Source organism: Companilactobacillus nodensis DSM 19682 = JCM 14932 = NBRC 107160, assembly GCF_000615905.1.
GTDB classification, from domain to species: Bacteria; Bacillota; Bacilli; order Lactobacillales; family Lactobacillaceae; genus Companilactobacillus; species Companilactobacillus nodensis.
Map to the genome: position 1 here is coordinate 108,857 of NZ_BAMN01000006.1, position 22,149 is coordinate 131,005.

The following is a 22,149-nucleotide window of genomic DNA, read 5'->3' on the forward strand; positions in this document are numbered from 1 at the left end:
CTTCACAAGTTAAAATAGTATTCGGAGGTTTTCATTATGGAAAAATTGTATGACCAATATGATCGGGTGCATGATTATGTGCGACTATCGATCACTGATAGATGTAATCTGAGATGTGTTTATTGCATGCCCAAAGAAGGTCTGCCATTTTTCCCAACCGATAAGGTTTTGTCTCAGGATGAAATCGTCCAGATGATTGAGAACTTTGCTGAAATGGGTATTTCCAAAGTACGTATAACTGGTGGAGAACCTTTATTACGTACGGATGTAGTTGATATCGTCCGCCGAATTAAGGCTGTTAAGGGTATTGAGGATGTCTCAATCACTACTAATGGATTGTTCCTAGCTAAGAAGGGCTAAGGCTCTGAAAGAGGCTGGTCTTGATCGATTGAATATTAGTCTTGATACATTCCAGGCGCAACGTTATAAGGAGATTACTCGTGGTGGTAATATTGAACAAGTTCTCGATGGAATCAATGCTGCGGCTGAATTGCACTTTAAAAAAATCAAATTGAATATAGTTCTGATCAAAGGTCAGAATGATGATGAAGTGTTGGACTTCCTAAAATATACTCAATATCATGATGTGAACGTCCGCTTCATTGAGTTCATGCCGATCGGTAACTCTGAAAAAATGTGGAAGAAGGAATATGTTGGTTTACAAAACGTCTTCAATACGTGTGAGCAAAATGGGTTAGAATATTCACCGATTGAGTTAAAAGGTAATGGACCATCAGATAATTATCAAATCAAAGGGTTCAAGGGTAGTTTTGGTTTGATTCACCCTATCAGTTCCAAATTCTGTGAAAATTGTAACAGATTGCGTATTACAGCTGATGGATATGTTAAGGCATGTCTATATTGGAATGAAGAAATTGATATTCGCAAAGCCATTCCTTACAAAAAGGAATTCAGACGTTTGATCCAAAAATCGCTTGACCGCAAGCCGCTTAACCATGAAATGGCAATGGACGAAGCTGATCGTGTCATTGACAAGGCGCCAACTTGGAGACACATGAGCCAAATTGGCGGATAAGTGAGATAATAAGTTTAAACAACCTGAAAGGCGGGAATGTGTCATGACTGAGACAACGATGGAAGACCAAGTTAAAGAATCTTTGATGGACGTGATTGATCCGGAACTGGGAATTGATATTGTAAACCTTGGATTGATCTACAAAATTGATATAATAGATAGTAATTGTATTATTACCATGACTTTGACGACTATGGGATGTCTCTAGGTGATTATTTGCACGATGAGATCGTAGATGCAGCCGAATGTGTGGAGGGCATCAAGTCTGTAGAAATAAATTTGGTTTGGGAACCAGCTTGGGAAATCGATAAGGCAAGTCGATTTGCTCGAATATCTTTAGGAATATTTGACAGCTAAACTTTGGAGTGTTAATTGTGAGAGAAATTAATATAGATATATTTATAAAGAGACGTAAGGAACTTAAATTATCGCAAGTTAAATTGTGCGAGGGAATATGTACTCAGGCAACTTTGAGTAAGTTTGAAAATAACGGTCGTGTACCGTCATTGACGATTCTCAATAAGTTATGTGCAAGATTGGGATTGATGGTCGATGACTTGTATCAGGATTCAACGACTTCAACCGCTAAGATTCGTGACGGACTTAATCATGCTGAAAAGGAATTGATGATGGAGAATTATCAAGAGGTCATTAATATCCTTTCCGACATTAAGCCAGAAAAAATTGAGTTTATTCCATTAAAAACTCAGTTCTATTACTTGCGTGGATTATTAAATGCTTTGACCAATCAACAACCGGTTGATATTTTATTTGATTTCTCACAAATTCTTGATGATTTGGATGACAAACATCAGTCAATCTATACTCAACTGGCATACTTAGGTTCGGGTGTGATGTATTCTCGCGAGAAGCAAAATGACAAGGCTGACTTTTATTTTGAGAAGATCTACCAATTTGTCGAAGCCTACCATCATGAACCGGCCAAGGATTCGGATGAAGAAGACGATCATTATCTGAAGATTCTGACATTGATCTTCTTCACATCTGAATATTATGCAACTAAGGGTAATATCAAGTTGAGTAATCAATTGGTAAAAATGGGGATTGATCTTTGTTCCGAGTATCACGTTACCTATTACTTACCAAGATTAAAACTACAAGCTGCTCAGAATGCGATTGATGAGAAGAAGTCAAGTGTTGAGATCAAGCGCTTGATGAATGAAGCTTTGGCATTTGCTCATATCAATAATAATCAAGTTGTTGAGATCAGAGTTGCAGCATTGAGAACGAAGTATGAAAGAGATAATAAAACTATAGAAAACGCCTAGCCATTGCGGCTAGACGCTTTTGTGTATTTAGAGTAAAAATTAGGGGGGATGGCATTGACTAAAGATGGAGATATCGCAAAGTTTATTCAGAATCTAATTGAAAAAGGGTATCCTGAGGATTCAATTGTTACCAACGTAGAATTAAAACATAATGAATCGGTTGACGTTGCGATAATATCGAATGATATGATTGTGGCAGGATTTAATGTTACCCATACAAAGGATGAATTATATGAAGTTTATGAAATTACTGATCATATAACAACAAAACTTTCTGATGATGATTACTTTCCGACATATGAACAGTTAATTACAAAGCAGAACTTTGAATTGAGAAGTAAGTGGAGTAGACAGTGGTCCAGTTTAGATGTTTATTGTGCCTCATTAGCGGGATTTTCGATTCTCTTTATACTGCTTGAATTATTCAGTGAAATTAAACTTTCCGTGGTGGGTTTAATAATGTGGCTGATAACGGTCATTCTGATATTGATTCCAGTTTTTGTAAAACTTAATAAATATAATAATAAGATTAAATAAAAAAGATTATGCAAATGAGAATCGCATAATCTTTTTTTAGAATTCAATTAAGTGATGATGAATAGCATAACGGACCAAGTCGGCACGAGTGTCTAATGATAATTTACGAATAATATTAGCCTTATGCGCTTCAACTGTCTTCGTTGAAATAAACATTTGTGATGCTATTTCTTTGTTGGAATATCCCAGAGCAATCAATGGGAAGATTTCCTTTTCACGTTTGGATAAACCATTATATCCCTTTAAGTCAACATCGACGCCATCAGAGTTTATTTCTTGAACATCTGACTTGGTGATCATGATATTTGTGTCGATGTAGTTTTGTCCGTTAGATAGTGACTTCAAGGCTTTGATCAGCTCGTCATCGGATGAGCTTTTGAGGATGTATGACATGGCGCCATTGTGAATCGCTTTGTTGATATATTCTTGTTCCTCATGCATTGATAGAATCAGGATTCTAACGTCAGGATATTTGTCGTGGATTCGTTGTGTGGTAATCAATCCACTTTCACCAGGTGGCATGCTGAGATCCATTATCAAGATATCAATGCCGCCTTGTTCAACACGCATATAAGTATCAGTTCCGTTTGCTTCTTCTCCAACGACTTTGAAGTTGTTTTGTTTGTTTACCAAGAATGATAAGCCAGATCTAACAATTGCATGGTCGTCAGCAATTAAAACTTTATACATGAAGTCCCCCCTAATCATGCTACTGGAAATTTAACTGTAACTGTTGTTCCTTCATTTTTTGTTGATTTGATGTTAAAGGCACCGTTCAATGCTTTGACACGTTCGTTCATATTCATTAATCCCAATGAATGACCATTGAAAACCTGATGAGCAGGGACGTCGAATCCTTCGCCATCGTCGATTACTTCAAGTGTGATGAAGTGATCGTGTGACACTACTAAGATTGAGATTTCATCGGCATTAGCGTGCTTGAGCGCGTTGTTGATGGCTTCTTGTGCGATACGATAGAAGACGCTTTGAATGTCATTTGATAGGTGGCTTGTGTCCGCATTACCAATAACGTCAATCGTTACACCAGAGTTCTCTTGTAGTCTCTTGGCCAATACTCGTAGTGCCGCCAACAGTCCAAAACTGTCAAGGACTGAGGGACGTACATCTAGTGCCATCCGCTTAACCTCGGTCAATGTATCATTCAATTGTGATTGGACGATCTCGGTTAGTTTATTGAATTCGTCTTGTGATATGTTTTGGTCACCAATTCTGCGCACACCCATAATGGCTGAGTAGACACCTTGAGCAATGCTGTCGTGTAAGTCTTCAGAGATTCGCTTACGTTCATCTTCATAGGCGCGATTGACGTATTGTGTTAGCTTGCGCTGTTGTGCTAATTGATCCATTCGATTGATAGTTCCACGGTTCTTTAATGTTAGTGAGAAGACATGTTCTTCAGCATCGATGACATTGTAGATCATGAAGTAGGGCAGTGGATGCGGCATATCTTTTGCTAAGGTAATAGGAATAGATATCTGCTTCATTTTGTTTTGAATTATGCAGTTGAAGCAGTCATCAGTTGATGAGAACTTTTGTTTAACTGATGAGTCAGCAATCTCCACTAGATACTTAGGATTCATATGTAGTTCTTCTTGTAATTCATGAGCCATATGGTTACTTACAATCAGTTCAGTATCTTTGAAGATCATGATTGCATCAGATGATTCATCGAAGTAATCATTGATCCATTGCGTAGTTTCAAGCAAAAAAAATCAGCCCTTTCTCAATTTTTGACGAATCAAAGATATTGGGAGAGTTTCTGGGCTGTTTTTTCTGAAACAATAGTATGTGTATGATATCCCGCTAGTAAAACACCATCGACTAATCCAAGTGTGTCAATGATCGGCACAGCTGCGGCTGTCTGGAGCGTTTCGCTTTTTGCAATGGGTGTATACATTTTACTAGTGTATTCATATTCAGTTAAATTGTTATCCCAAAATGGTTTACCAGTTCTTACAACGAGGCCGGCAATCCCAATACCACTGCGTAAGACGATTTTTCTAAATCTTTCGTTAGAATTTCCAGCGACGAATGACCATTTGATGGAATGTGGAGGATTTTGAGATTGAATGGCAATTCCGACAAAGTCAAAATTCTCGGTTTGATATATCTGATCAACGATTTTTTGATAATTGATCTGGTTGTCAGATAAGCTAGTTGGCTGTTCTGGATTCACGTCTTATTTCCTCCTAATAATAACATTTTTAAAGTTTATTAACATTGATTTTACTGGTTTTTATTTAATTTTGGAATATTTTATAGATATATTATATATAAATATCATTCAAAATCACTTTTAGCGAATGTGATCGGCAAACATTGCAATTCATTGGTAATGAATTTCTCAAGTTCGAAGTTTTCAAGCTTTAAATAGGGGACTAAATCAGCTTTTTGAATTTGAAAATGGCCGATGGTATAAAAGTTAGTTGTCGTGGTAACAGCATAACTGTTTTGATTGTCAGCTAGGGTTGAAATCACTTCTTGGTTGATTCGGTAATGAGTAGGTTCCATGGTTAAAAAGTCCGTCATATCGGGATGCTGACAACTTGCGGCATAGATATCAGTTAGAGTTCCACAATCTTTGAAGTCATTTTTGTTAGTTATAACTTCAATATTTGTTTTGGCACTGAAGTGAGATTTTAAAGTCCCAAAGTCGGCATTGCCAGTGGGAATAATAACTTGTGAAGTCATTAGAAGCAGTTTGTTTGCAGCAAGGTCGATTTTGTCGATTGAGGTTTTACTTAATTGTTCATTTAGAATAAGTCCAATCATGATTAACCTCCTTAGTTATCAATAAGTGAAGTGACCACTCTTGCCACCGTCTTTTTCTACCAAGTGGACATCGGTGATCAGCATCCCTCGGTCGATAGCCTTGCACATATCATAAATAGTCAACAGTGCAGTCTGTGCAGCAAGAATTGCCTCAATCTCAACTCCAGTGACGTGCTTAGTTTTAACCTTGGTCGTTACAGTGATAGTAGTGTCATTATCATCTTCGAAGTGGATATCAACACCAGTCAATGGAATTAAATGGCACATGGGAATCAACGAACTGGTTTGTTTTGCGGCCATAATGCCAGCAATTTGGGCGACTGCTAGGACATCACCTTTTTTGATTTTTCCTTCGTGAATACGATTCAACGTTTCAGGGTGCATTTTGATTTTACCAGTTGCGACAGCAAATCTTGATGTTATTTTTTTGTCAGTAACGTCGACCATTTTGGCTCTGTTTTGATCATTGAAGTGGGTTAATTCATCCATTTTAATAACTCCTTATTAGATAATATAAAAATATCTTTATCCAAAGTATATCAAGTGTTGTAGGAATTAAGTATTAGGGGAATTGCTCAAAACAAAACGGCCACTTCTTTTTGAAGTGACCGTTTGTTTATGCATTTTGCTTTCGTGCCTTATCAGCCATTAACTTGGCTTCACACTTGTAATCACAAGCAGCACATTTACCTTGTTTTGATTTTTTAGTAACTTTATAAATTTCATATCCAGCGAGACCAATAATTATTGCGGCAATTAATATATTAATAAAAAGTGACATCTAATCTCTCCTCATAATTAAGATTTAAAATAATAGACTTCCGACTTGGAAGATAATGAACGACATCGCATAGGCAATGACTAGACTAGAAACGACTGAGTAAACTGCCCACTTGGTTGAACCTGTTTCTGACTTAATTGTACCGATGGTAGCGAAGCAGGGAACATATAGAAGTACGAATACGAGCATTGAGTATGCCGCAACCGGTGTGAACATTTGACCAAATGCTGCAATCAAAGCTGTCTGACTTGATGTGTGGAAGAGTACCATCATACTTGAACTGATAACTTCCTTAGCCATAATACCTGTGAAGAGAGCACTGATAGCCTCCCAAGAAGTAATACCGATCGGAGCAAATACTGGTAACAAGACTTTGCCCAATAAAGCTGAAAAACTGTTGTCGATGTCAGTTACGAAACCAGCTGGTCCGAAGTTAGACATGAGCCAGATCAAGACTGTTCCGGCGAAGATGATTGTTCCAGCTTTTTTGACAAACCCTTTGCTCTTGTCCCAAGTTCCACGCCAGATGATATCTAGGCGAGGGATGTGATATTTTGGTAATTCAACGATGAAGACGGTGCTGTCCTTGACCTTGAAAATAACTTGGTAGAATTTGGCCATCAGTAATGCAATAGCGATACCTAAGAAATAGATCGATAGTACGATCAGCGCCTGATTCTTAGGGAAGAATGCGGCTACGAACAAACTATAAATCGGCAATCTGGCAGAACAACTCATGAATGGCGAAATCAATGTTGTGATCAAACGTTCCTTAGGTTGCTCAATCGTTCTAGCAGCCATGATTCCAGTGACGTTACAACCGAATCCAATGATCAGTGGGATGAAGGCTTTACCATTCAAACCGATCGTCTGCATGATCCGGTCAGTCACAAGTGCGGCCCTTGCCATGTAGCCAGAATCTTCAAGGATCGAGATACAGGCGAAGAGGGTGAAGATTTGTGGAATAAAAGTTAAGACACCCCCGACACCGGCGATTACACCATCTACGATCAACGAACGTAAGAATGGCATTGCACCGACACTGATCAAGAATTTGTCAGCGTATGTCGAAATCGGTCCGGAAAGTAGAGCATCGAGTTGATCTGAGATGGGTGTACCGATCCAATCGAATGATAGCTTGAACATAAACAAAAAGATTAGAATAAAAATCGGTAATCCTAGTAGTGGATGTGTGATGATCTTGTCGATCTTTGAAGTCATCTCAACATTTTTGGTTGATTTTAAGTTTTTGGTAGCAGCGGTTAAGGTCGTATCGATGAAGCTTAAGCGAGTATTGAATATTTTGTTTTCAAAGTTTTGTGCGTCGTAATAACCTTGTTGTTCTAACAGAGGTTTTAAATCATTTTTGACAGCATATTTACGAATGATTTTATTTTTGTTGATATATTGAATCGCTATCCATCGAGCAAAAGCTGGCTTCATATCATAATCAGAAACTAGTTTTTCACTTGCCTGGCGAATGGCTTGTTTAACCATGAAGGGATAATCTAATTCTAGAGCTGATCCATCCGGCAGTTCATCGGCGGGCATGTTGAGCAATTCATCGCGTAATTCCTTGACTCCGTCTTTGTTACGAGCATTAGTTGTCTCAATGTGACAACCTAAACGCTCAGACAAAGTATTGATATCATAATAAATACCAGAGCGCTTCAGGTCGTCGATCATGTTCAAGGCAATGACAGTTGGACGACCAAACTCGAGTAATTCGATCGACAACAATAAGTTTCGCTTGAGTTGACCGGCGTTAGTGACATTCAGAATAATATCAGCGTCATCAGTTAGTAGGTAATTGATAGCGACGGATTCATCTTTGGTTATCGGATTCAGTGAATAGATTCCCGGTAAGTCGGTAACGACTATTTCGGAATGCTTGATGTTACCCATCTTTTTTTCGACAGTAACACCAGTCCAGTTACCAACATAGGCGTACGTATCAGTGATTTGGTTGAAGATGGTGGTCTTCCCAGTGTTGGGATTACCCATCAAGGCGACTGTTGTCATTGTAATTGACCTCCACAGAGGAGTTTGAATACCTTGTAGCGGATGCCGATTTGTTGCTGTTCGATTTCAACGATCACTGGTCCGTGCATCGGAAAGAATCTCACGACTGACATTTGGCTGCCATCATGGATTCCCAATGAGTGGAGGCGTTGTGCAGTTTGACTATCTAGTTGCTCAATATTACATAAATCAAAACTCTTATTCATTACGTTGTCAGATATCAGTTGCATAAAATCGTCCTCCACAATATTCCAAAAGTAAATATTTTTTAATTTGTTAGATAGTGAAATAATGAACTATCATTTAGTTTCTATTATGCCACGATTTGAGTGGAATGTGTATGAGCAATTTACCTAATTTTATTTTGGAATATTTATGAGAGAATAATAGGTATAAACGAATAAATTACCGTATTTAGGTATTTTTTTGTGAAATCATAGATTTTTTTATATACAAAAGGAATATTAAAAAGGATAGTTTAAAAAATGGAAATTAATAATGAATTTTTAGAAGATTTTGAATTAGATGCAAATGATCATGGTGAACCACATTGGTTCATTGATCGACGAATTGCGGCTTTGAAACAATTAAGTGAACTGGACTTACCGGTGAGTCAGAATTTTACAAATGAAGATGAATTGATCAAATTGACTTCACCACGAAGGATTCGGTCCAAAAAAGATCTGCTGGATACATCATTGATTGCCAGAAGTACGATCAGTCAATTCGGACAAACGGTTATTAAGAATGATTTACCGGAAGAATTGGAATCACAGGGTGTAGTTTTGACGGACATATTAACAGCTCTGAGAGTTCATCCTCGTTTGATTCAAAAAAGTTTAATGGATAAAGTGATCTCTCCAGATGAGGATAAAATGACTGCCTTTCATCTGGCATGTCTGAACTCTGGTGTTTTTTTGTACATTCCTAAGGAGGTTAAACTGACAGAACCAATAAGAATTGATCTGATTCAAGACGATACTAAGAAGGGGAATTTGAATACACATGTACTAGTCGTCGCTGAAAATGACGCAGAAGTCACGATTGAACAGACCCTATCAAGTTTTGGAAATAATCATAATAATACTAATTTCTTTGTGGAAGTGCTATCTCGTTCTAATGCCAAGGTGAACTATTCTCTCAAGACTGAATCACATTCTGAGTTTGTTTATTTAAAAACAAGGGCATATTTGAGCCGTAATGCACAGGTTGATTGGAATATGGATTTGAACAATCATGGAAATACCTGGGCTGATTTCAGTAATAATCTATTCGGTGCCGATGCAAATGTGAATATGAATTGGAATACCGATAAGCCGGTCGATAAGATTACAGAGATCACGACTTCATTCAACAAGCATGGTAATAATTCATCCATTACTATGAACGGACAAAAATACTAGTATAATTATCCTTGTATTCAAATCTGATTTTTAAGAGGAGAAAAAATGATACTAGAACGTCAGAATATGCTCAATATCAACCAAATCGAGAGGGAATTAAGCCGTTATTCAGATGACGACGAGATTCACGATATTAGTAAGTTAGTAAGTTATTATCAACTTTGTCATTCAGCTGTGAGCGAGTTCGGGACTAAGTTGGAGAATCTGGATGCTGATTACCAAGTTCGCCATAATCACAATCCCATCCATCATATTGAAATACGAATGAAAGATGTCAGTAGTTTGATAGAAAAAATTGAACGTAAAAATTTGCCAGTTAAATTTGAGAGTATCAAAGATAGAATCTTTGATGTCGGTGGAATTCGTGTGATCACTAACTATATTGATGATATTTATACAGTTGAAGAGAATTTATTGGCACAGGATGATGTCGTGTTGTTAAAACGAAAAGATTATATTAAGAATCCTAAGGATAGTGGATACCGAAGTCTACACTTGGTAGCTTCAGTACCGGTTTTTCAATCTGATGGAGTCCAAGTTACACCGGTAGAGATTCAAATTCGCACTATCGGCATGGATATGTGGGCTAGTTTAGAGCACAAATTACGTTATAAGACTGAAGAGCCAGATGAGAAGGTTGCTCAGTATTCAGAGTCATTACAGGATTATGCTGATGAGATCAACAAGATCGAGAATAATATGCAAGAGATTTTTCACAATCTTTGAACTAAAAACTTGCGTTCAGTTCCCAACAGTCGGTATAGTTGATAAGTTGTAATTTATTATTTGATTGGAGATGAGATTGTGACCCAGTCACCTTACTGGAATCGCATCGCAGAAAAGGCTAAGAAGGAAGGCCGTCCTTTTTTCAGCTTGGCACCAATGGAAGCTGTCACAGGATCGGTTTTTCGTCGTGTAGTCATGAAAGCTGCCGCACCAGATGTTTTTTATACAGAATTTACTAATGCGTTAAGCATTACACATCCAAAAGCAAAAGAGGCCACAAAGGGCCGACTATATATTGACCCAGAAGAAGATCCGAAACCTATTGTTCAATTGTGGGGTAATAACGGTGATGACTTTGCGCGTGCCGCCAAAGAAGTTGAGAAGCAAGGGTACGAAGCAATTGATATCAATACGGGATGTCCAGATATTGCCGTGATCAAGAATCATAGTGGGAGTGATCTGATTCGCCACTTTGATCGCACAGAAGAAGTGATCGAAGGTGCCCGTCAATCGAACTTACCTGTAACAGTGAAGACGAGAATTGGTTACAGTGAAGTTGACGAGTACAAGACTTGGATTCCATTTTTGCTTGAGCAACAGGTGCCGGTCTTAACAGTTCATGTTCGTACCAAAGAAGAGATGAGCAATGTGCCAGCACATTATGAATTGATCGATGACATTGTTAAGATGCGTGATGAGATTGCTCCTGATACATTGTTGCAGATAAATGGTGACATTATGGATTATCAAGCAGGGATACAACTTTATCATGAACATCCAGGAATTGACGGTATCATGATCGGACGTGGAATATTTACCAATCCTTATGCCTTCGAACCAATTCCAAAAGAACATTCAACACATGAGTTACTTAACTTGCTCCGTTATCAGTTGGATCTGTATGATGAGTTTGTTGCCAAGGGAATTCCTGGCCACTTTGCTCCATTGCAGAGATTCTTCAAGATTTATGTGCGTGGGATGAAGGGCGCTTCTGCTGCCAGAAATGATTTGATGCAGACGAAGACGACCGATGATGCACGTGCTGTAATTGATCGAATTGATGTTAATAAATAAAAATATGGACAAAAACCGATTTTGGCTTTTGTCCATATTTTATTTTTTGTTTTAACAATATAAAAATCTATCAATCCAAAGATAACAGTGGTCAGTGTAGCGATTCCTACGCAATTTGTTATTCGATTATTAATAGAATCCATTTTAAAACTGTACCAAATAAAGGAACTTAAAAGTGTAATAAAAAATACTATTAAATAAATAGTTATTTTTTTCATACCACTAATATTCAGCTTCAGAAGTTTCAAAACTAGGGTCGGCGAATTGCTTATAAAAATCATAATCCTTTTTGATTAACATAATACGACGTTCTAACTCTTCAATTGCTTGATCTTGTTCTAGTGTTCTCATGTCGTCTCTTTGAGTTTGTTCTTCGTTCTCTAAAAGTGTTCTTTGAATGCTCAAGTCATTCAAGCAAATTTTAATCATTTTTTGAAAGTCTCCACGACTCATTTCGGTTTGTGCTTTCATTCTAAGTCCTCCGGATAGTTGATATTTTTTAAGTTTCCATCATAATCTTGCGCAACACAGTCAGCATCTGACAATAGCTACGCCAGCGATAATTATGACTCTTCATATGTTGCTTTAATAATTCCATATTAATCGTTAAGTGACAACAAGTGTAGTAGGGAAGACTCTTAATTTTGATATATCCGAGATTTTGACTCAAGAACTCAATTGCCCTTTGATCAATAATGTAATCTGTCGCTACGACGATCAAGTCAGCTTGCTTGGTTTGCACTGTATCAAAATATGACCATAGAGCCGACAATGGACCGCAGTCGATCATCGGTTTGACGTCCTGAATAACTTGAACTTTGGAATCGTTAAACAAATTGTCAATATTCGAATAATTGTTTTGGTTAGTTGAGACGTAACAATGGTCAACAAATGGCAAAGTTAAGTCAGCGGTGTATTTGACGTTAGGAATAAAAATATCATTGAAGTGGGCTAGGGCCTTGTCACTTTTAAAACGGGTTGATTTGCCACCGGCAAGAATTAAGCTGTCAGTCATTTTTAATATCTCTCAAAAAATTATTTATGAATGTCTTACGAGTATCTAAATTTTCAATATCAATGACATTGTCAGAACGGTTTCCCTGGATCGTTACAAAGTACTTAATATTAGTTACATCTGAGAAGGTTTTAGGCGACTCATCTGTTTTGAGTAATGCTATTTTAGGAAAGTCCAATTCCTTGATTCCTTCAATGATAATAAAATCAAATGAGCCAGTTTGTAGTTTTTGAATTTTGTCCAATTCAGTTGATGGTAAGTTACGTTGATAGTGAATTGTTTGTTCATCATTCAATAACAACACATCGTCAGAATATTGAAAAAATTTGCCAGTGTCATTAGTCGCAGGAATGTCGATCGGCAGGTGAGTATGTTTAACAACACTGATCTTATACTGAGAGCCTTCTCTCAAAAACTCTTGCAGCAAGGTCGTCTTGCCGCTTTTTTTGTGTCCGATTATTTGAAAGGTAATAGCCATGTGCGTAGTCTGCTGTCTTTTGAAGTGATCGACTTGCCACGAGGTATTTCGAACATGCAGGTTGCACGTTGCAAGTTGTTCAAGTTACCAGATGCGTCACCGCCAACACGTCCGATTTCGATATGATCACCAACAAATTTATATTGTCCACGTAAAATACGGTCGTACATATTAGTCTTGGTATATTCAGCGTTAAGAGTGCCGGTACATTCAATACAACGACTTGCTTGATGTTGCATCAGTCTCAAGGCATATTCGACATAGAGGTAGAATCCAGTGAAGCAGGCACCAGGATTACCTGATAGTCCGAAGAAGAGAGTTCCGTTATAGATGAAGGCAGTTGTAACACTACCGGGGCGCATTTCAAGCTTATTGAATAGTAGCTTTTCGGATGATTTGGCCAAGTCGGCAATGATATCGAAGTCTCCAACGGAAACACCACCGTCAGTGATGATAACGTCACACTTACCTAGGAGGTCATTTACAGCTGACTTCAAGGCAGCAGGGTCGTCTTTGATTTGCGTGTAGCTGATAACATCAGCACCATTTTCTTTACATAGATCACGTATCATTGGTCCGTTACTATTAAATATTTTGCCATTAACGATTTTTTCACCAGGATTCAAGAGTTCTGATCCAGTGGTGATAATTCCAATCGTTGGCTTCTTATAGACAGAGATTTCTTGAACATCGAAGGCACTCAGTAGACTGATACCACCGGGATTGATCTCAGTATCTTTGGCAAGTAACGTATCACCCTTTTTGAAGTAATCACCGATTTGAGTGATGTTATCCTTTTTCTGGATTTCAGTTATTTGAACGGTGTCCTTGTCGATCATACGAGTTGTTTCAAGCATGACCACGATGTCAGCTCCGTCAGGAACGTAGCCGCCAGTCATGATTCTGACTGCTTCACCGGATACAAGCGGACGGTCGAAGTCAGCACCGGCAGGAATGTCACCGACAACTTTTAGATCAGCTGGCAAGTTGGTCAAGTCAGATTGTAGCATCGCGAAGCCGTCATAGCCGGAACGTCTGAAGGTTGGGAAGTCATGTGGTGCAGTGACATCCTCCGCAATGATGCGATGGTTGGCAGCAGTTGCCGCAATTTTTTCAGTAGTAAGTTTGACACTGTCAATATTATCGACGATTATTTTGCGAGCTTCGTCAATACTAATGGCATTTCTATTATCAACTGGTTTATACATTATTTGGTTATCTCCTTAATTAAATGTTCTAGGTCGGGCAAGATGATTTGTTCCAAGGCAGTCTTGCAGGCATTAGTTGATCCAGGCAGTAAATAACAAATTTGGTCGCTGTCTGTTATGCCGGCTGCAGCTCCTGAAACGAGTGCCTTCAATCCAATATCATCGACGCTGATACGTCTGAAGTATTCTCCGAATCCTGGAATAACTTTGATAAATTTTGGTTCAAGAGTGTCGATCGTAACATCGCGTCGAGCAATGCCGGTACCGCCATTTACCAAAATCAATTTGCAGGAAGTAGTGAGTAGTTGGTTGTAGGCGTCTGTTATTTGTTGTGCATCGTCTTTGACGATGTATTTTTTGACAAAATTATTGCCAGCCTCTGTCATGGCTGTTTGGATGTATTGACCAGATTTGTCAGTTACTTCAGTTCTGGTATCGCTGACGGTAATAATTCCAAAATCAATCATTAATATCTCCTCCTCAACGTGCTGATTATTTAATCAGGCAGTTGTTCTTCTTATTAACTTTAATTTTTCTAAAATCAAATGTCCAATTGTCGATGACTAATAATTGTCCGGCAGTGTACTTATTGCTAGTTAAAAACTTCATAGCGAGGGATGCTTGTAAGCTACCTGTTAGTGCCACGATCATCGGGTTAGTACCGATATTAGCGCTCAACCCTAATTGGGCAACTTTGTCCTTAGGATACAGACATTCGAGGCAAGCTGATTCAGAATCAATGAACATGACCTGACCTTGATTAGCTGCACAAGTTCCAAAAATATGCTTGATGCCACGTTCTTGACAGTCCTGATTGATCTGATATTTAACGGGGAAGTTGTCAGTGCAGTCGATCACCAAATCATATTTGGTATCCAACAATTCAGCTGAATATTTCTGGCTAATAGTATTGATAACAACATTTTTGTTGGCAGCCTGCAAGTGATTCTTCATTGCGGTTAATTTTTCAACTCCAACATCAGCTTCAGTATAGAGATTTTGTCGATGCAGGTTGGTAAGTTCCACAACATCATAATCGACTAGAGTTATTTCACCAATTCCAGCTTTGACCAGTTCAGAGGAAACGAAGCTCCCAAGACCTCCGACACCGATCACCAAAACCTTTGATTGTTCAAGGTTATTTTGTCCGTCAATTCCGATTTGTTTGATTTTTAATTGTCTGTCATATCTGTTTGTCATTTTCTTCACCTCACATGCAAAAGGTTAGGGAAAATCCTAATCGAAGTCAATTAGGATAAGTGCTAGATTTGTTATAAGGAATATTAAAGTGAACTAGGTGGGAGTTGCATATGCTAAAATCTAGATTTTTTAAAAAAGTTGATAAGTTTAACGGTAATTTCACCCAACTAGAAGAACATTCTCGTCGTTGGGAGAAATTATATAAGGAACGTTGGGCACACGACAAGGTCGTTCGTACGACTCATGGTGTTAACTGTACGGGATCTTGTAGTTGGAACGTCTACGTTAAGCAAGGAGTAGTTACTTGGGAGCACCAGTCAACTGACTATCCTTCTTGCGGACCCAATATGCCTGAATATGAACCTCGTGGCTGTCCTCGTGGTGCCAGTTTCAGTTGGTACGAATACAGTCCGCTTCGTATTAAGTATCCATACATTCGTGAACGTCTCTGGAAGTTCTGGGAAGATGCTCGTAACAACTTCGATAATCCAATCGATGCTTGGGAGAGTATCGTTACTGATCCTGAGAAGACGAAGTCATACAAGTCAGTCCGTGGACATGGTGGTTTGATTCGTGTTAAGTGGGGCGATGCTACCGAGATGATCGCCGCAATGTTGATTTACACGATCAAAAAATACGGTCCCGATCGGATTGCTGGATTCTCTCCAATTCCAGCTATGTCAATGTTGAGTTACTCATCAGGTGCGAGATTTATTTCATTACTTGGTGGAGAAATGTTGAGCTTCTATGATTGGTACGCCGATCTACCACCAGCATCTCCACAAGTATGGGGTGAACAGACTGATGTGCCTGAATCAGCTGACTGGTACAACAGTCAATACTTGATCATGTGGGGTTCAAATGTTCCATTAACTAGAACACCAGATGCTCACTTCATGGTTGAAGCACGTTATAAAGGAACAAAAGTCGTTTCTGTCAGTCCAGATTATGCTGAAAATGTTAAGTTTGCTGATAACTGGTTAGCTCCACATCCAGGTTCAGATGCAGCTTTGGCACAAGGTATGACACACGTTATCTTGAATGAATTCTACAATAATAAACAAGTTCCTTACTTTACTGATTATGTTAAGAGATTCACTGATCTTCCATTCGTTATCATGCTTGATCAAAGTGAAACGAACAAGGAACACGTTGTCTCAGGTCGTTTCTTGAGAATCTCAGATATTAAAGATACCGACACACCAAACTCAGAATGGAAGCCAGTTCTTGTTGATGAACCAACTGACAACTTAGTTGTTCCAAATGGAACGATCGGTCAAAGATGGGAAAAGGGCAAGAAGTGGAATCTTGACCTCGATGGCATCAGCCTAAACTCTCATTCTTGGGTGAGGATGAACGTGTCGTTGATATGCCTAGCTTTGATGCACAAGGCAATGGTATTTTCCAACGGACACTTCCATGTCGTGAGATTACCCTAAAGGATGGCAGTAAGAAATTAATTACAACTGTCTTCGATCTCTTAATGGCACAATATGGTATCCGTCGTAAGAAGATGGATGAATTAGCTGCCAAAGGTTATGACGATGCTGATAGTTTATTCACACCAGCTTGGCAAGAAAAAGTTACTGGTGTTAAGCCAGAATTAGTCGTTCAAATCGCACAAGAATTCGCACAGAATGCGGCGGAAACACATGGTAAGTCAATGGTGATCATTGGTGCCGGTGTTAACCACTGGTTCAACTCAGATATGACCTATCGTGCTGTTATCAATATGTTGATGCTCACAGGTTGTATCGGTGTTCAAGGTGGTGGCTGGGCTCACTATGTTGGACAAGAAAAACTTCGTCCGGCAGAAGGTTGGGCTAACATTTCATTCGCTAATGACTGGCAACCAGGTGGTGCTCGTCAGCAACAAGGTACATCATTCTTCTACTTTGCTAGTGATCAATGGAAGTACGATGAGATCGATAATGAAGGTATGAAGTCACCAATTAAGACGATCAAGGATACATTCAAGCATCCTGCTGATTACCAACAAATGGCGATCAGATTAGGCTGGATGCCTTCGTATCCACAATTTGACCGTAGTAGTTTGGACTTCACCAAACAGTACGGAACAACTGATATCAAGGAAGTTTCAAAGAAAGTCGTTCAAGAGTTAAAAGACGGATCACTCCATTTTGCCGCTGAAGCTCCTGACAAAGAAATCAATGAACCAAAGGCCATGTTCATCTGGCGTTCAAACTTGTTTGCATCATCAGGTAAAGGTCAAGAATATTTCATGAAACACATTCTTGGAGCTGAGAATGGTTTGCTTGCTAAACAAAGTGAGAACTTCAAACCAAAGGATATGGAATGGGATGAAGAAAGTGTTACTGGTAAGTTGGATCTTGCCGTTGACTTCGACTTCAGAATGGTAACTACACCATTGTATTCAGATATTGTTCTTCCAGCCGCAACATGGTATGAGAAGGAAGACTTATCAAGTACTGATATGCATCCATTTATTCACCCATTCAATAAGGCCGTTGATCCACTTTGGGAATCACAAAGTGACTGGCAAGCCTTCAAGCATATCGCTAAAGAATTCCAAGGTATGGCTAAGAAGTACTTAGCTGAACCTCAATATGACTTGAAGACTCAACCACTTGGTCACGATTCAATGGGTGAGATCTCTCAACCATTAGGTAAGATCAAAGACTGGAAACGTGGCGAGATCGAACCGATCCCTGGTAAGACAATGCCAAGTCTTTCACTTGTCAAACGTGATTACACTACTATTTATGACAAGTATGTTGCTTTAGGACCAAACACTAGAAGCGGCAAAGTCGGTGCTAATGGTTATAGCTACAGTGTCGCTGATCAATATGACGAACTAAAAGATATTATTGGAACATATGACGATGGCCCTGATGAAGGATTACCTAAGTTGGATGAAGATAGAAATGTCGCTGAAGCAATCTTGCATCTATCAAGTGCTTCAAATGGTCATGTTGCCAAGAAGGCTTGGGAGAGTGCTGAAGAGATAACTGGTAAGAGTTTGGCAGATATCTCTGCTGGACAAACAGAGAAGGTCATGACCTTTGCCAAGATCACTGCTCAACCGAGTGAGTCGATTCCAACACCGATATTCTCAAGTGCTAAGCACAATGGTGACAGATATTCACCATTCTCAGTCAATATCGAACGTAATGTTCCATTCAGAACTTTGACTGGTAGACAACAATTCTACCTCGATCATGAGATTTTCCAAGAATACGGTGAAGAGTTAGCAACTTACAAGCCAACACTTCCACCACACGTCTTAGGACCTGCAGATACGAAAGTTGAACCAGCTGACAAAGAAGTAACACTTCGTTACTTGACACCGCATGGTAAGTGGAACATTCACACAACTTACCAAGATAACTTGTATATGCTGACATTATTCAGAGGTGGTCCAACTGTTTGGTTAAGCTTGGATGACGCCAAGAAGATCGATGTTAAGGATAATGATTGGGTCGAATTGTACAACAAGAATGGTGTTGTTACAGCCAGAGCTGTTGTCAGTCAACGTATGCCTGATGGAACGATGTACATGTATCATGCACAAGATATGGAAATTGAAGAGCCATTGTCAACGATCACCGGTAACCGTGGTGGTAGTCACAATGCTCCAACACAGATTCATGTCAAACCAACCCAAATGGTCGGAGGCTATGCTCAATTGAGTTATGGCTTCAACTATTACGGACCAATTGGTAACCAAAGAGACTTATACGTAAATGTTAGAAAACTAAAGGAGGTCAAGTGGAATGAAAGTTAAAGCACAAATTTCCATGGTACTGAACCTAGACAAATGTATTGGTTGTCATACTTGTTCAGTAACGTGTAAACAGACATGGACGAACCGCCCAGGTGCAGAGTATATGTGGTTTAACAACGTAGAAACTAGACCTGGTGTCGGATATCCTAAGAAGTGGGAAGATGAAAGTCACTATAAAGGTGGCTGGAAGTTGAACCGCAAGGGTAAATTGGAATTACGTGCCGGTAATAAGTTGAACAAAGTTGCGCTTGCTAAGATTTTTTACAATCCTGATATGCCTAACTTGGACGACTATTACGAACCATGGACGTATGATTACCAAACACTATTTGGTAAGGAAAGAAAGCATCAACCAGTTGCACGTGCTAAGTCACAGATCACTGGTGAATATATGAAGCTGAACAATGGTCCTAATTGGGATGATGATTTGGCAGGATCTGACCGAAGTTTTGGCGAAGATCCTAATATGCAAAGTATTGAATCAGATATCAAAGGTAACTTCGAGAAGACCTTTATGATGTACCTTCCTAGATTATGCGAACACTGTCTAAATGCTGCCTGTGTTGCATCATGTCCTAGTGGTGCGATGTACAAGCGTGATGAAGATGGTATCGTCTTGGTCGATCAAGAACGTTGTCGTGGTTGGAGATTCTGTATGACAGGATGTCCTTATAAGAAGGTCTACTTCAACTGGAAGACTAACAAAGCTGAAAAATGTACCTTCTGTTATCCAAGAATTGAAGAAGGACTACCAACTGTTTGTTCTGAAACATGTGTTGGCCGTATTCGTTACATCGGTGTTATCTTGTATGACGCTGATAGAGTTGCTGCTGCTTGTGAAGAACCAGATGACACTAAGCTATACGAGAGACAATTAGACTTGTTCCTAGATCCTAATGATCCAGAAGTAATTGCCCAAGCTCAAGCTGACGGCGTTGATATGGAAACAATCAGATGTGCCCAAAAGTCACCTATTTATAAGATGGCCGTTGAACAAAAGATTGCCTTCCCATTGCACCCAGAATATCGCACAATGCCAATGGTTTGGTACGTTCCTCCATTGTCACCAATTATGAATTATTTCGAAGGTAAGAACTCGATCAAATACCCAGAAATGATTTTCCCAGCAATCAACGAAATGCGTATCCCAGTTGAATATTTAGCAAATCTTCTAACAGGTGGTAACACTGAAGTTATCAAGAATGCTCTCTACAAACTTGCTATGATGAGATTGTACATGCGTGCTAGAACAAGTGGTAAGGACTTCGATCCTGAAAAACTTGATCGTGTCGGTTTGACTGAAAAATCCGCAACTTCACTATATCGTCTCTTAGCTATTGCTAAATACGATGATAGATTCGTTATTCCAAAGGCAAAGAAAGAAAAAGTTGAACATGTTGAAGACGAACAAGGTGGATTAGGTTACGAAGCATGTAACGGCTGTTCACTAGCTCCAGTTCATGGAAGTGTCTTGCGTAAGGCAAAGGCCGGCGAGTCTGGTAAAGATGCATACGCTGAAAGTTTCTATGGAGGAATTTGGCGTGATTAATATTGAGAAGCTGAATACTCTAAAACAAGGTTTTACTTTTCTTTCACGTTTGTTGGATTATCCAGAACAAGATGTTTTGGACGATGAGTTTTATGAGGATTTTAAGAAGAATTATAGTGAGACGCCTTCCAAGTCGGATATTGAAGATGTGATCAATGAGATGCATTCTTATTCATTGGAAGAATTAAGAACTCATTATGTTTCACTATTTGAGTTAAATAATCGTTATACTTTGTATATGACGTATTACAAGATGACTGATTCCCGTGAGCGGGGTCAGTTGTTGGCAAAATTAAAAATGTTGTATGAGATGTTTGGCGTACGTATCGATGGTTCAGAATTGTCAGATTACTTACCGTTGATGCTTGAATTCCTTGCTTACAGTGATTGGAAGGATGATAAGCGTCAACAGGATCTGCAGTTGATGTTCTCAGTTGTTGAAGATGGAACATATAGTTTACTGAAGAATGCCGAAGTTCAAGAAGATGATATGTATTTCAAACTTATCAGAATTGTTCGAGCTGAGTTTAAATCTTGCCTTGAACAAACTGAAAAAGAGGGGGAGATGCAGTAATGAAAGACGCACTGGATATATTCTTATGGGTTATTTTTCCTTACCTTGCTCTCGGTTCGTTCATTTTTGGAACAATCGGCAGATTCGCTATTTTTCACGCAGGAGTAACTGCGGAATCTAGTGAACTATTGGAAAAGAAACAACTGATGATTGGAAGTATCCTCTTCCACATTGGTATTATCATGGTTTTTGCGGGACATGTTGTCGGTATTCTGATTCCGAAGTCATTCACTGATTGGCTCGGTATCCCCAACGAGATGTACCACATTGGTGCTTTGGTAATGGGTGGTATTGCTGGATTCATGCATTAGCCGGAATGATGATTCTTTCTTATCGTCGTTTTACTAATAAGCGTGTCTTCAAAACAAGTTCTTTCAGTGACTTGATGGTCAATGTTTCATTCTTGATCATTATTGTCTTGGGATTGAGTGCTTCATTTATTGATGGAGCAATTCTCCATCCTGAATTCAACTATCGTTTGAACTTGTCAATTTGGGCCAGACAGATTTTTGTCTTCCATCCTGATTATCATTTGATGTTACAAGTACCAATTCTCTTTAAGATCCACGTTATCTGTGGATTCTTGATCTTTGCTTTCTTCCCATACACAAGATTAGTTCATGCCCTTACGTTACCTTGGCAATACATCTTTAGACGTCCCATCGTCTATCGTAAGAGACCAAGAGTATAGCAACATA

21 protein-coding genes and 4 pseudogenes are annotated in these 22,149 nt (G+C 39.0%); 11 read left to right on the forward strand and 14 right to left on the reverse strand.

The genetic code is table 11. The annotated features are described in order from the left end of the window. Positions 1-36: 36 nt before the first annotated feature. The 4 genes and pseudogenes from moaA (at position 37) to JCM14932_RS06030 (ending at position 2,862) form a co-directional block, all read left to right on the forward strand. A pseudogene (gene moaA, locus JCM14932_RS14685) lies at positions 37-1,036 on the forward strand (GTP 3',8-cyclase MoaA). Between the two features lie 43 nt (positions 1,037-1,079). Then, a pseudogene (locus tag JCM14932_RS14690) lies at positions 1,080-1,393 on the forward strand (metal-sulfur cluster assembly factor). A 26-nt stretch (positions 1,394-1,419) separates the two neighbouring features. Continuing rightward, a complete protein-coding gene (locus JCM14932_RS06025; protein WP_025024097.1) occupies positions 1,420-2,325 on the forward strand; it encodes a helix-turn-helix domain-containing protein in 906 nt (301 codons plus the stop codon). 54 nt (positions 2,326-2,379) lie between these two features. Further along, complete coding sequence (locus tag JCM14932_RS06030) at positions 2,380-2,862, forward strand: hypothetical protein (protein ID WP_025024098.1); 483 nt, start codon at positions 2,380-2,382, stop codon at positions 2,860-2,862. 36 nt (positions 2,863-2,898) lie between these two features. On the opposite strand, the gene JCM14932_RS06035 is transcribed toward JCM14932_RS06030, so the two are convergent. The 8 genes from JCM14932_RS06035 to JCM14932_RS06070 form a co-directional block, all read right to left on the reverse strand. Further along, complete coding sequence (locus JCM14932_RS06035; RefSeq protein ID WP_025024099.1) at positions 2,899-3,552, reverse strand: response regulator; 654 nt, start codon at positions 3,550-3,552, stop codon at positions 2,899-2,901. 14 nt (positions 3,553-3,566) lie between these two features. Further along, a complete protein-coding gene (locus JCM14932_RS06040) occupies positions 3,567-4,589 on the reverse strand; it encodes a sensor histidine kinase (protein WP_025024100.1) in 1,023 nt (340 codons plus the stop codon). Positions 4,590-4,621: 32 nt separating this feature from the next. After that, positions 4,622-5,059 (reverse strand): GAF domain-containing protein, encoded by a 438-nt coding sequence (locus JCM14932_RS06045; RefSeq protein ID WP_025024101.1) that lies wholly within the window; start codon positions 5,057-5,059, stop codon positions 4,622-4,624. A gap of 104 nt (positions 5,060-5,163) precedes the next feature. After that, positions 5,164-5,655: a hypothetical protein gene (locus JCM14932_RS06050; RefSeq protein ID WP_025024102.1), complete on the reverse strand. Its 492-nt coding sequence runs from the start codon at positions 5,653-5,655 to the stop codon at positions 5,164-5,166. Between the two features lie 18 nt (positions 5,656-5,673). After that, positions 5,674-6,144, reverse strand: a complete 471-nt coding sequence (gene moaC / locus JCM14932_RS06055; RefSeq protein ID WP_034542704.1) for a cyclic pyranopterin monophosphate synthase MoaC — start codon at positions 6,142-6,144, stop codon at positions 5,674-5,676. 127 nt (positions 6,145-6,271) lie between these two features. Beyond that, positions 6,272-6,436 (reverse strand): FeoB-associated Cys-rich membrane protein, encoded by a 165-nt coding sequence (locus JCM14932_RS16280; protein WP_081776113.1) that lies wholly within the window; start codon positions 6,434-6,436, stop codon positions 6,272-6,274. A gap of 24 nt (positions 6,437-6,460) precedes the next feature. Continuing rightward, on the reverse strand, positions 6,461-8,458 hold the full coding sequence (gene feoB, locus JCM14932_RS06065) for a ferrous iron transport protein B (protein ID WP_025024104.1): 1,998 nt from the start codon (positions 8,456-8,458) through the stop codon (positions 6,461-6,463). Further along, positions 8,455-8,688 (reverse strand): FeoA family protein, encoded by a 234-nt coding sequence (locus JCM14932_RS06070; RefSeq protein WP_235700532.1) that lies wholly within the window; start codon positions 8,686-8,688, stop codon positions 8,455-8,457. The genes feoB and JCM14932_RS06070 overlap by 4 nt, the downstream gene beginning before the upstream one ends. 255 nt (positions 8,689-8,943) lie before the next feature. Between JCM14932_RS06070 and JCM14932_RS06075 the strand changes: the two genes are divergently transcribed. The 3 genes from JCM14932_RS06075 (at position 8,944) to JCM14932_RS06085 (ending at position 11,661) form a co-directional block, all read left to right on the forward strand. Further along, positions 8,944-9,861, forward strand: coding sequence for a SufD family Fe-S cluster assembly protein (locus JCM14932_RS06075; protein WP_025024106.1), 918 nt, complete (start codon positions 8,944-8,946; stop codon positions 9,859-9,861). A 45-nt stretch (positions 9,862-9,906) separates the two neighbouring features. Next, positions 9,907-10,587, forward strand: coding sequence for a GTP pyrophosphokinase (locus JCM14932_RS06080; RefSeq protein ID WP_025024107.1), 681 nt, complete (start codon positions 9,907-9,909; stop codon positions 10,585-10,587). Positions 10,588-10,665: 78 nt separating this feature from the next. After that, on the forward strand, positions 10,666-11,661 hold the full coding sequence (locus JCM14932_RS06085; protein ID WP_025024108.1) for a tRNA dihydrouridine synthase: 996 nt from the start codon (positions 10,666-10,668) through the stop codon (positions 11,659-11,661). 222 nt (positions 11,662-11,883) lie between these two features. Here the strand turns inward: JCM14932_RS06085 and JCM14932_RS06090 are convergent, their stop codons facing one another. Genes JCM14932_RS06090 through JCM14932_RS06115 form a run of 6 tightly spaced genes read right to left on the reverse strand, consistent with a single transcriptional unit; the run spans position 11,884 to position 15,562 of the window. Beyond that, positions 11,884-12,132 carry a hypothetical protein gene (locus JCM14932_RS06090; RefSeq protein ID WP_025024109.1) on the reverse strand — a complete coding sequence of 83 codons (249 nt, stop codon included), beginning with the start codon at positions 12,130-12,132 and terminating at the stop codon, positions 11,884-11,886. Between the two features lie 28 nt (positions 12,133-12,160). After that, on the reverse strand, positions 12,161-12,676 hold the full coding sequence (gene mobA / locus JCM14932_RS15895) for a molybdenum cofactor guanylyltransferase (protein ID WP_025024110.1): 516 nt from the start codon (positions 12,674-12,676) through the stop codon (positions 12,161-12,163). Beyond that, on the reverse strand, positions 12,669-13,154 hold the full coding sequence (locus JCM14932_RS06100; RefSeq protein ID WP_025024111.1) for a molybdopterin-guanine dinucleotide biosynthesis protein B: 486 nt from the start codon (positions 13,152-13,154) through the stop codon (positions 12,669-12,671). The genes mobA and JCM14932_RS06100 overlap by 8 nt, the downstream gene beginning before the upstream one ends. Further along, on the reverse strand, positions 13,133-14,362 hold the full coding sequence (locus tag JCM14932_RS06105; RefSeq protein ID WP_025024112.1) for a molybdopterin molybdotransferase MoeA: 1,230 nt from the start codon (positions 14,360-14,362) through the stop codon (positions 13,133-13,135). Before JCM14932_RS06105 ends, JCM14932_RS06100 begins: the two co-directional genes overlap by 22 nt. After that, on the reverse strand, positions 14,362-14,829 hold the full coding sequence (locus JCM14932_RS06110) for a MogA/MoaB family molybdenum cofactor biosynthesis protein (RefSeq protein ID WP_025024113.1): 468 nt from the start codon (positions 14,827-14,829) through the stop codon (positions 14,362-14,364). The genes JCM14932_RS06105 and JCM14932_RS06110 overlap by 1 nt, the downstream gene beginning before the upstream one ends. Positions 14,830-14,854: 25 nt before the next feature. Beyond that, positions 14,855-15,562 carry a HesA/MoeB/ThiF family protein gene (locus tag JCM14932_RS06115; protein ID WP_025024114.1) on the reverse strand — a complete coding sequence of 236 codons (708 nt, stop codon included), beginning with the start codon at positions 15,560-15,562 and terminating at the stop codon, positions 14,855-14,857. A gap of 110 nt (positions 15,563-15,672) precedes the next feature. On the opposite strand from JCM14932_RS06115, the pseudogene JCM14932_RS14700 reads away from it, so the two are divergent. The 4 genes and pseudogenes from JCM14932_RS14700 to narI all read left to right on the forward strand — a co-directional run bounded on the left by JCM14932_RS14700 (position 15,673) and on the right by narI (position 22,142). Continuing rightward, positions 15,673-19,328 (forward strand): annotated as a pseudogene (locus tag JCM14932_RS14700) (nitrate reductase subunit alpha). Further along, positions 19,318-20,877, forward strand: a complete 1,560-nt coding sequence (gene narH / locus JCM14932_RS06125) for a nitrate reductase subunit beta (protein ID WP_025024115.1) — start codon at positions 19,318-19,320, stop codon at positions 20,875-20,877. Before JCM14932_RS14700 ends, narH begins: the two are co-directional and overlap by 11 nt. After that, positions 20,870-21,451, forward strand: coding sequence for a nitrate reductase molybdenum cofactor assembly chaperone (narJ, locus tag JCM14932_RS06130; protein WP_025024116.1), 582 nt, complete (start codon positions 20,870-20,872; stop codon positions 21,449-21,451). The genes narH and narJ overlap by 8 nt, the downstream gene beginning before the upstream one ends. Continuing rightward, a pseudogene (gene narI / locus JCM14932_RS14705) lies at positions 21,451-22,142 on the forward strand (respiratory nitrate reductase subunit gamma). Before narJ ends, narI begins: the two are co-directional and overlap by 1 nt. Positions 22,143-22,149 lie beyond the last annotated feature (7 nt).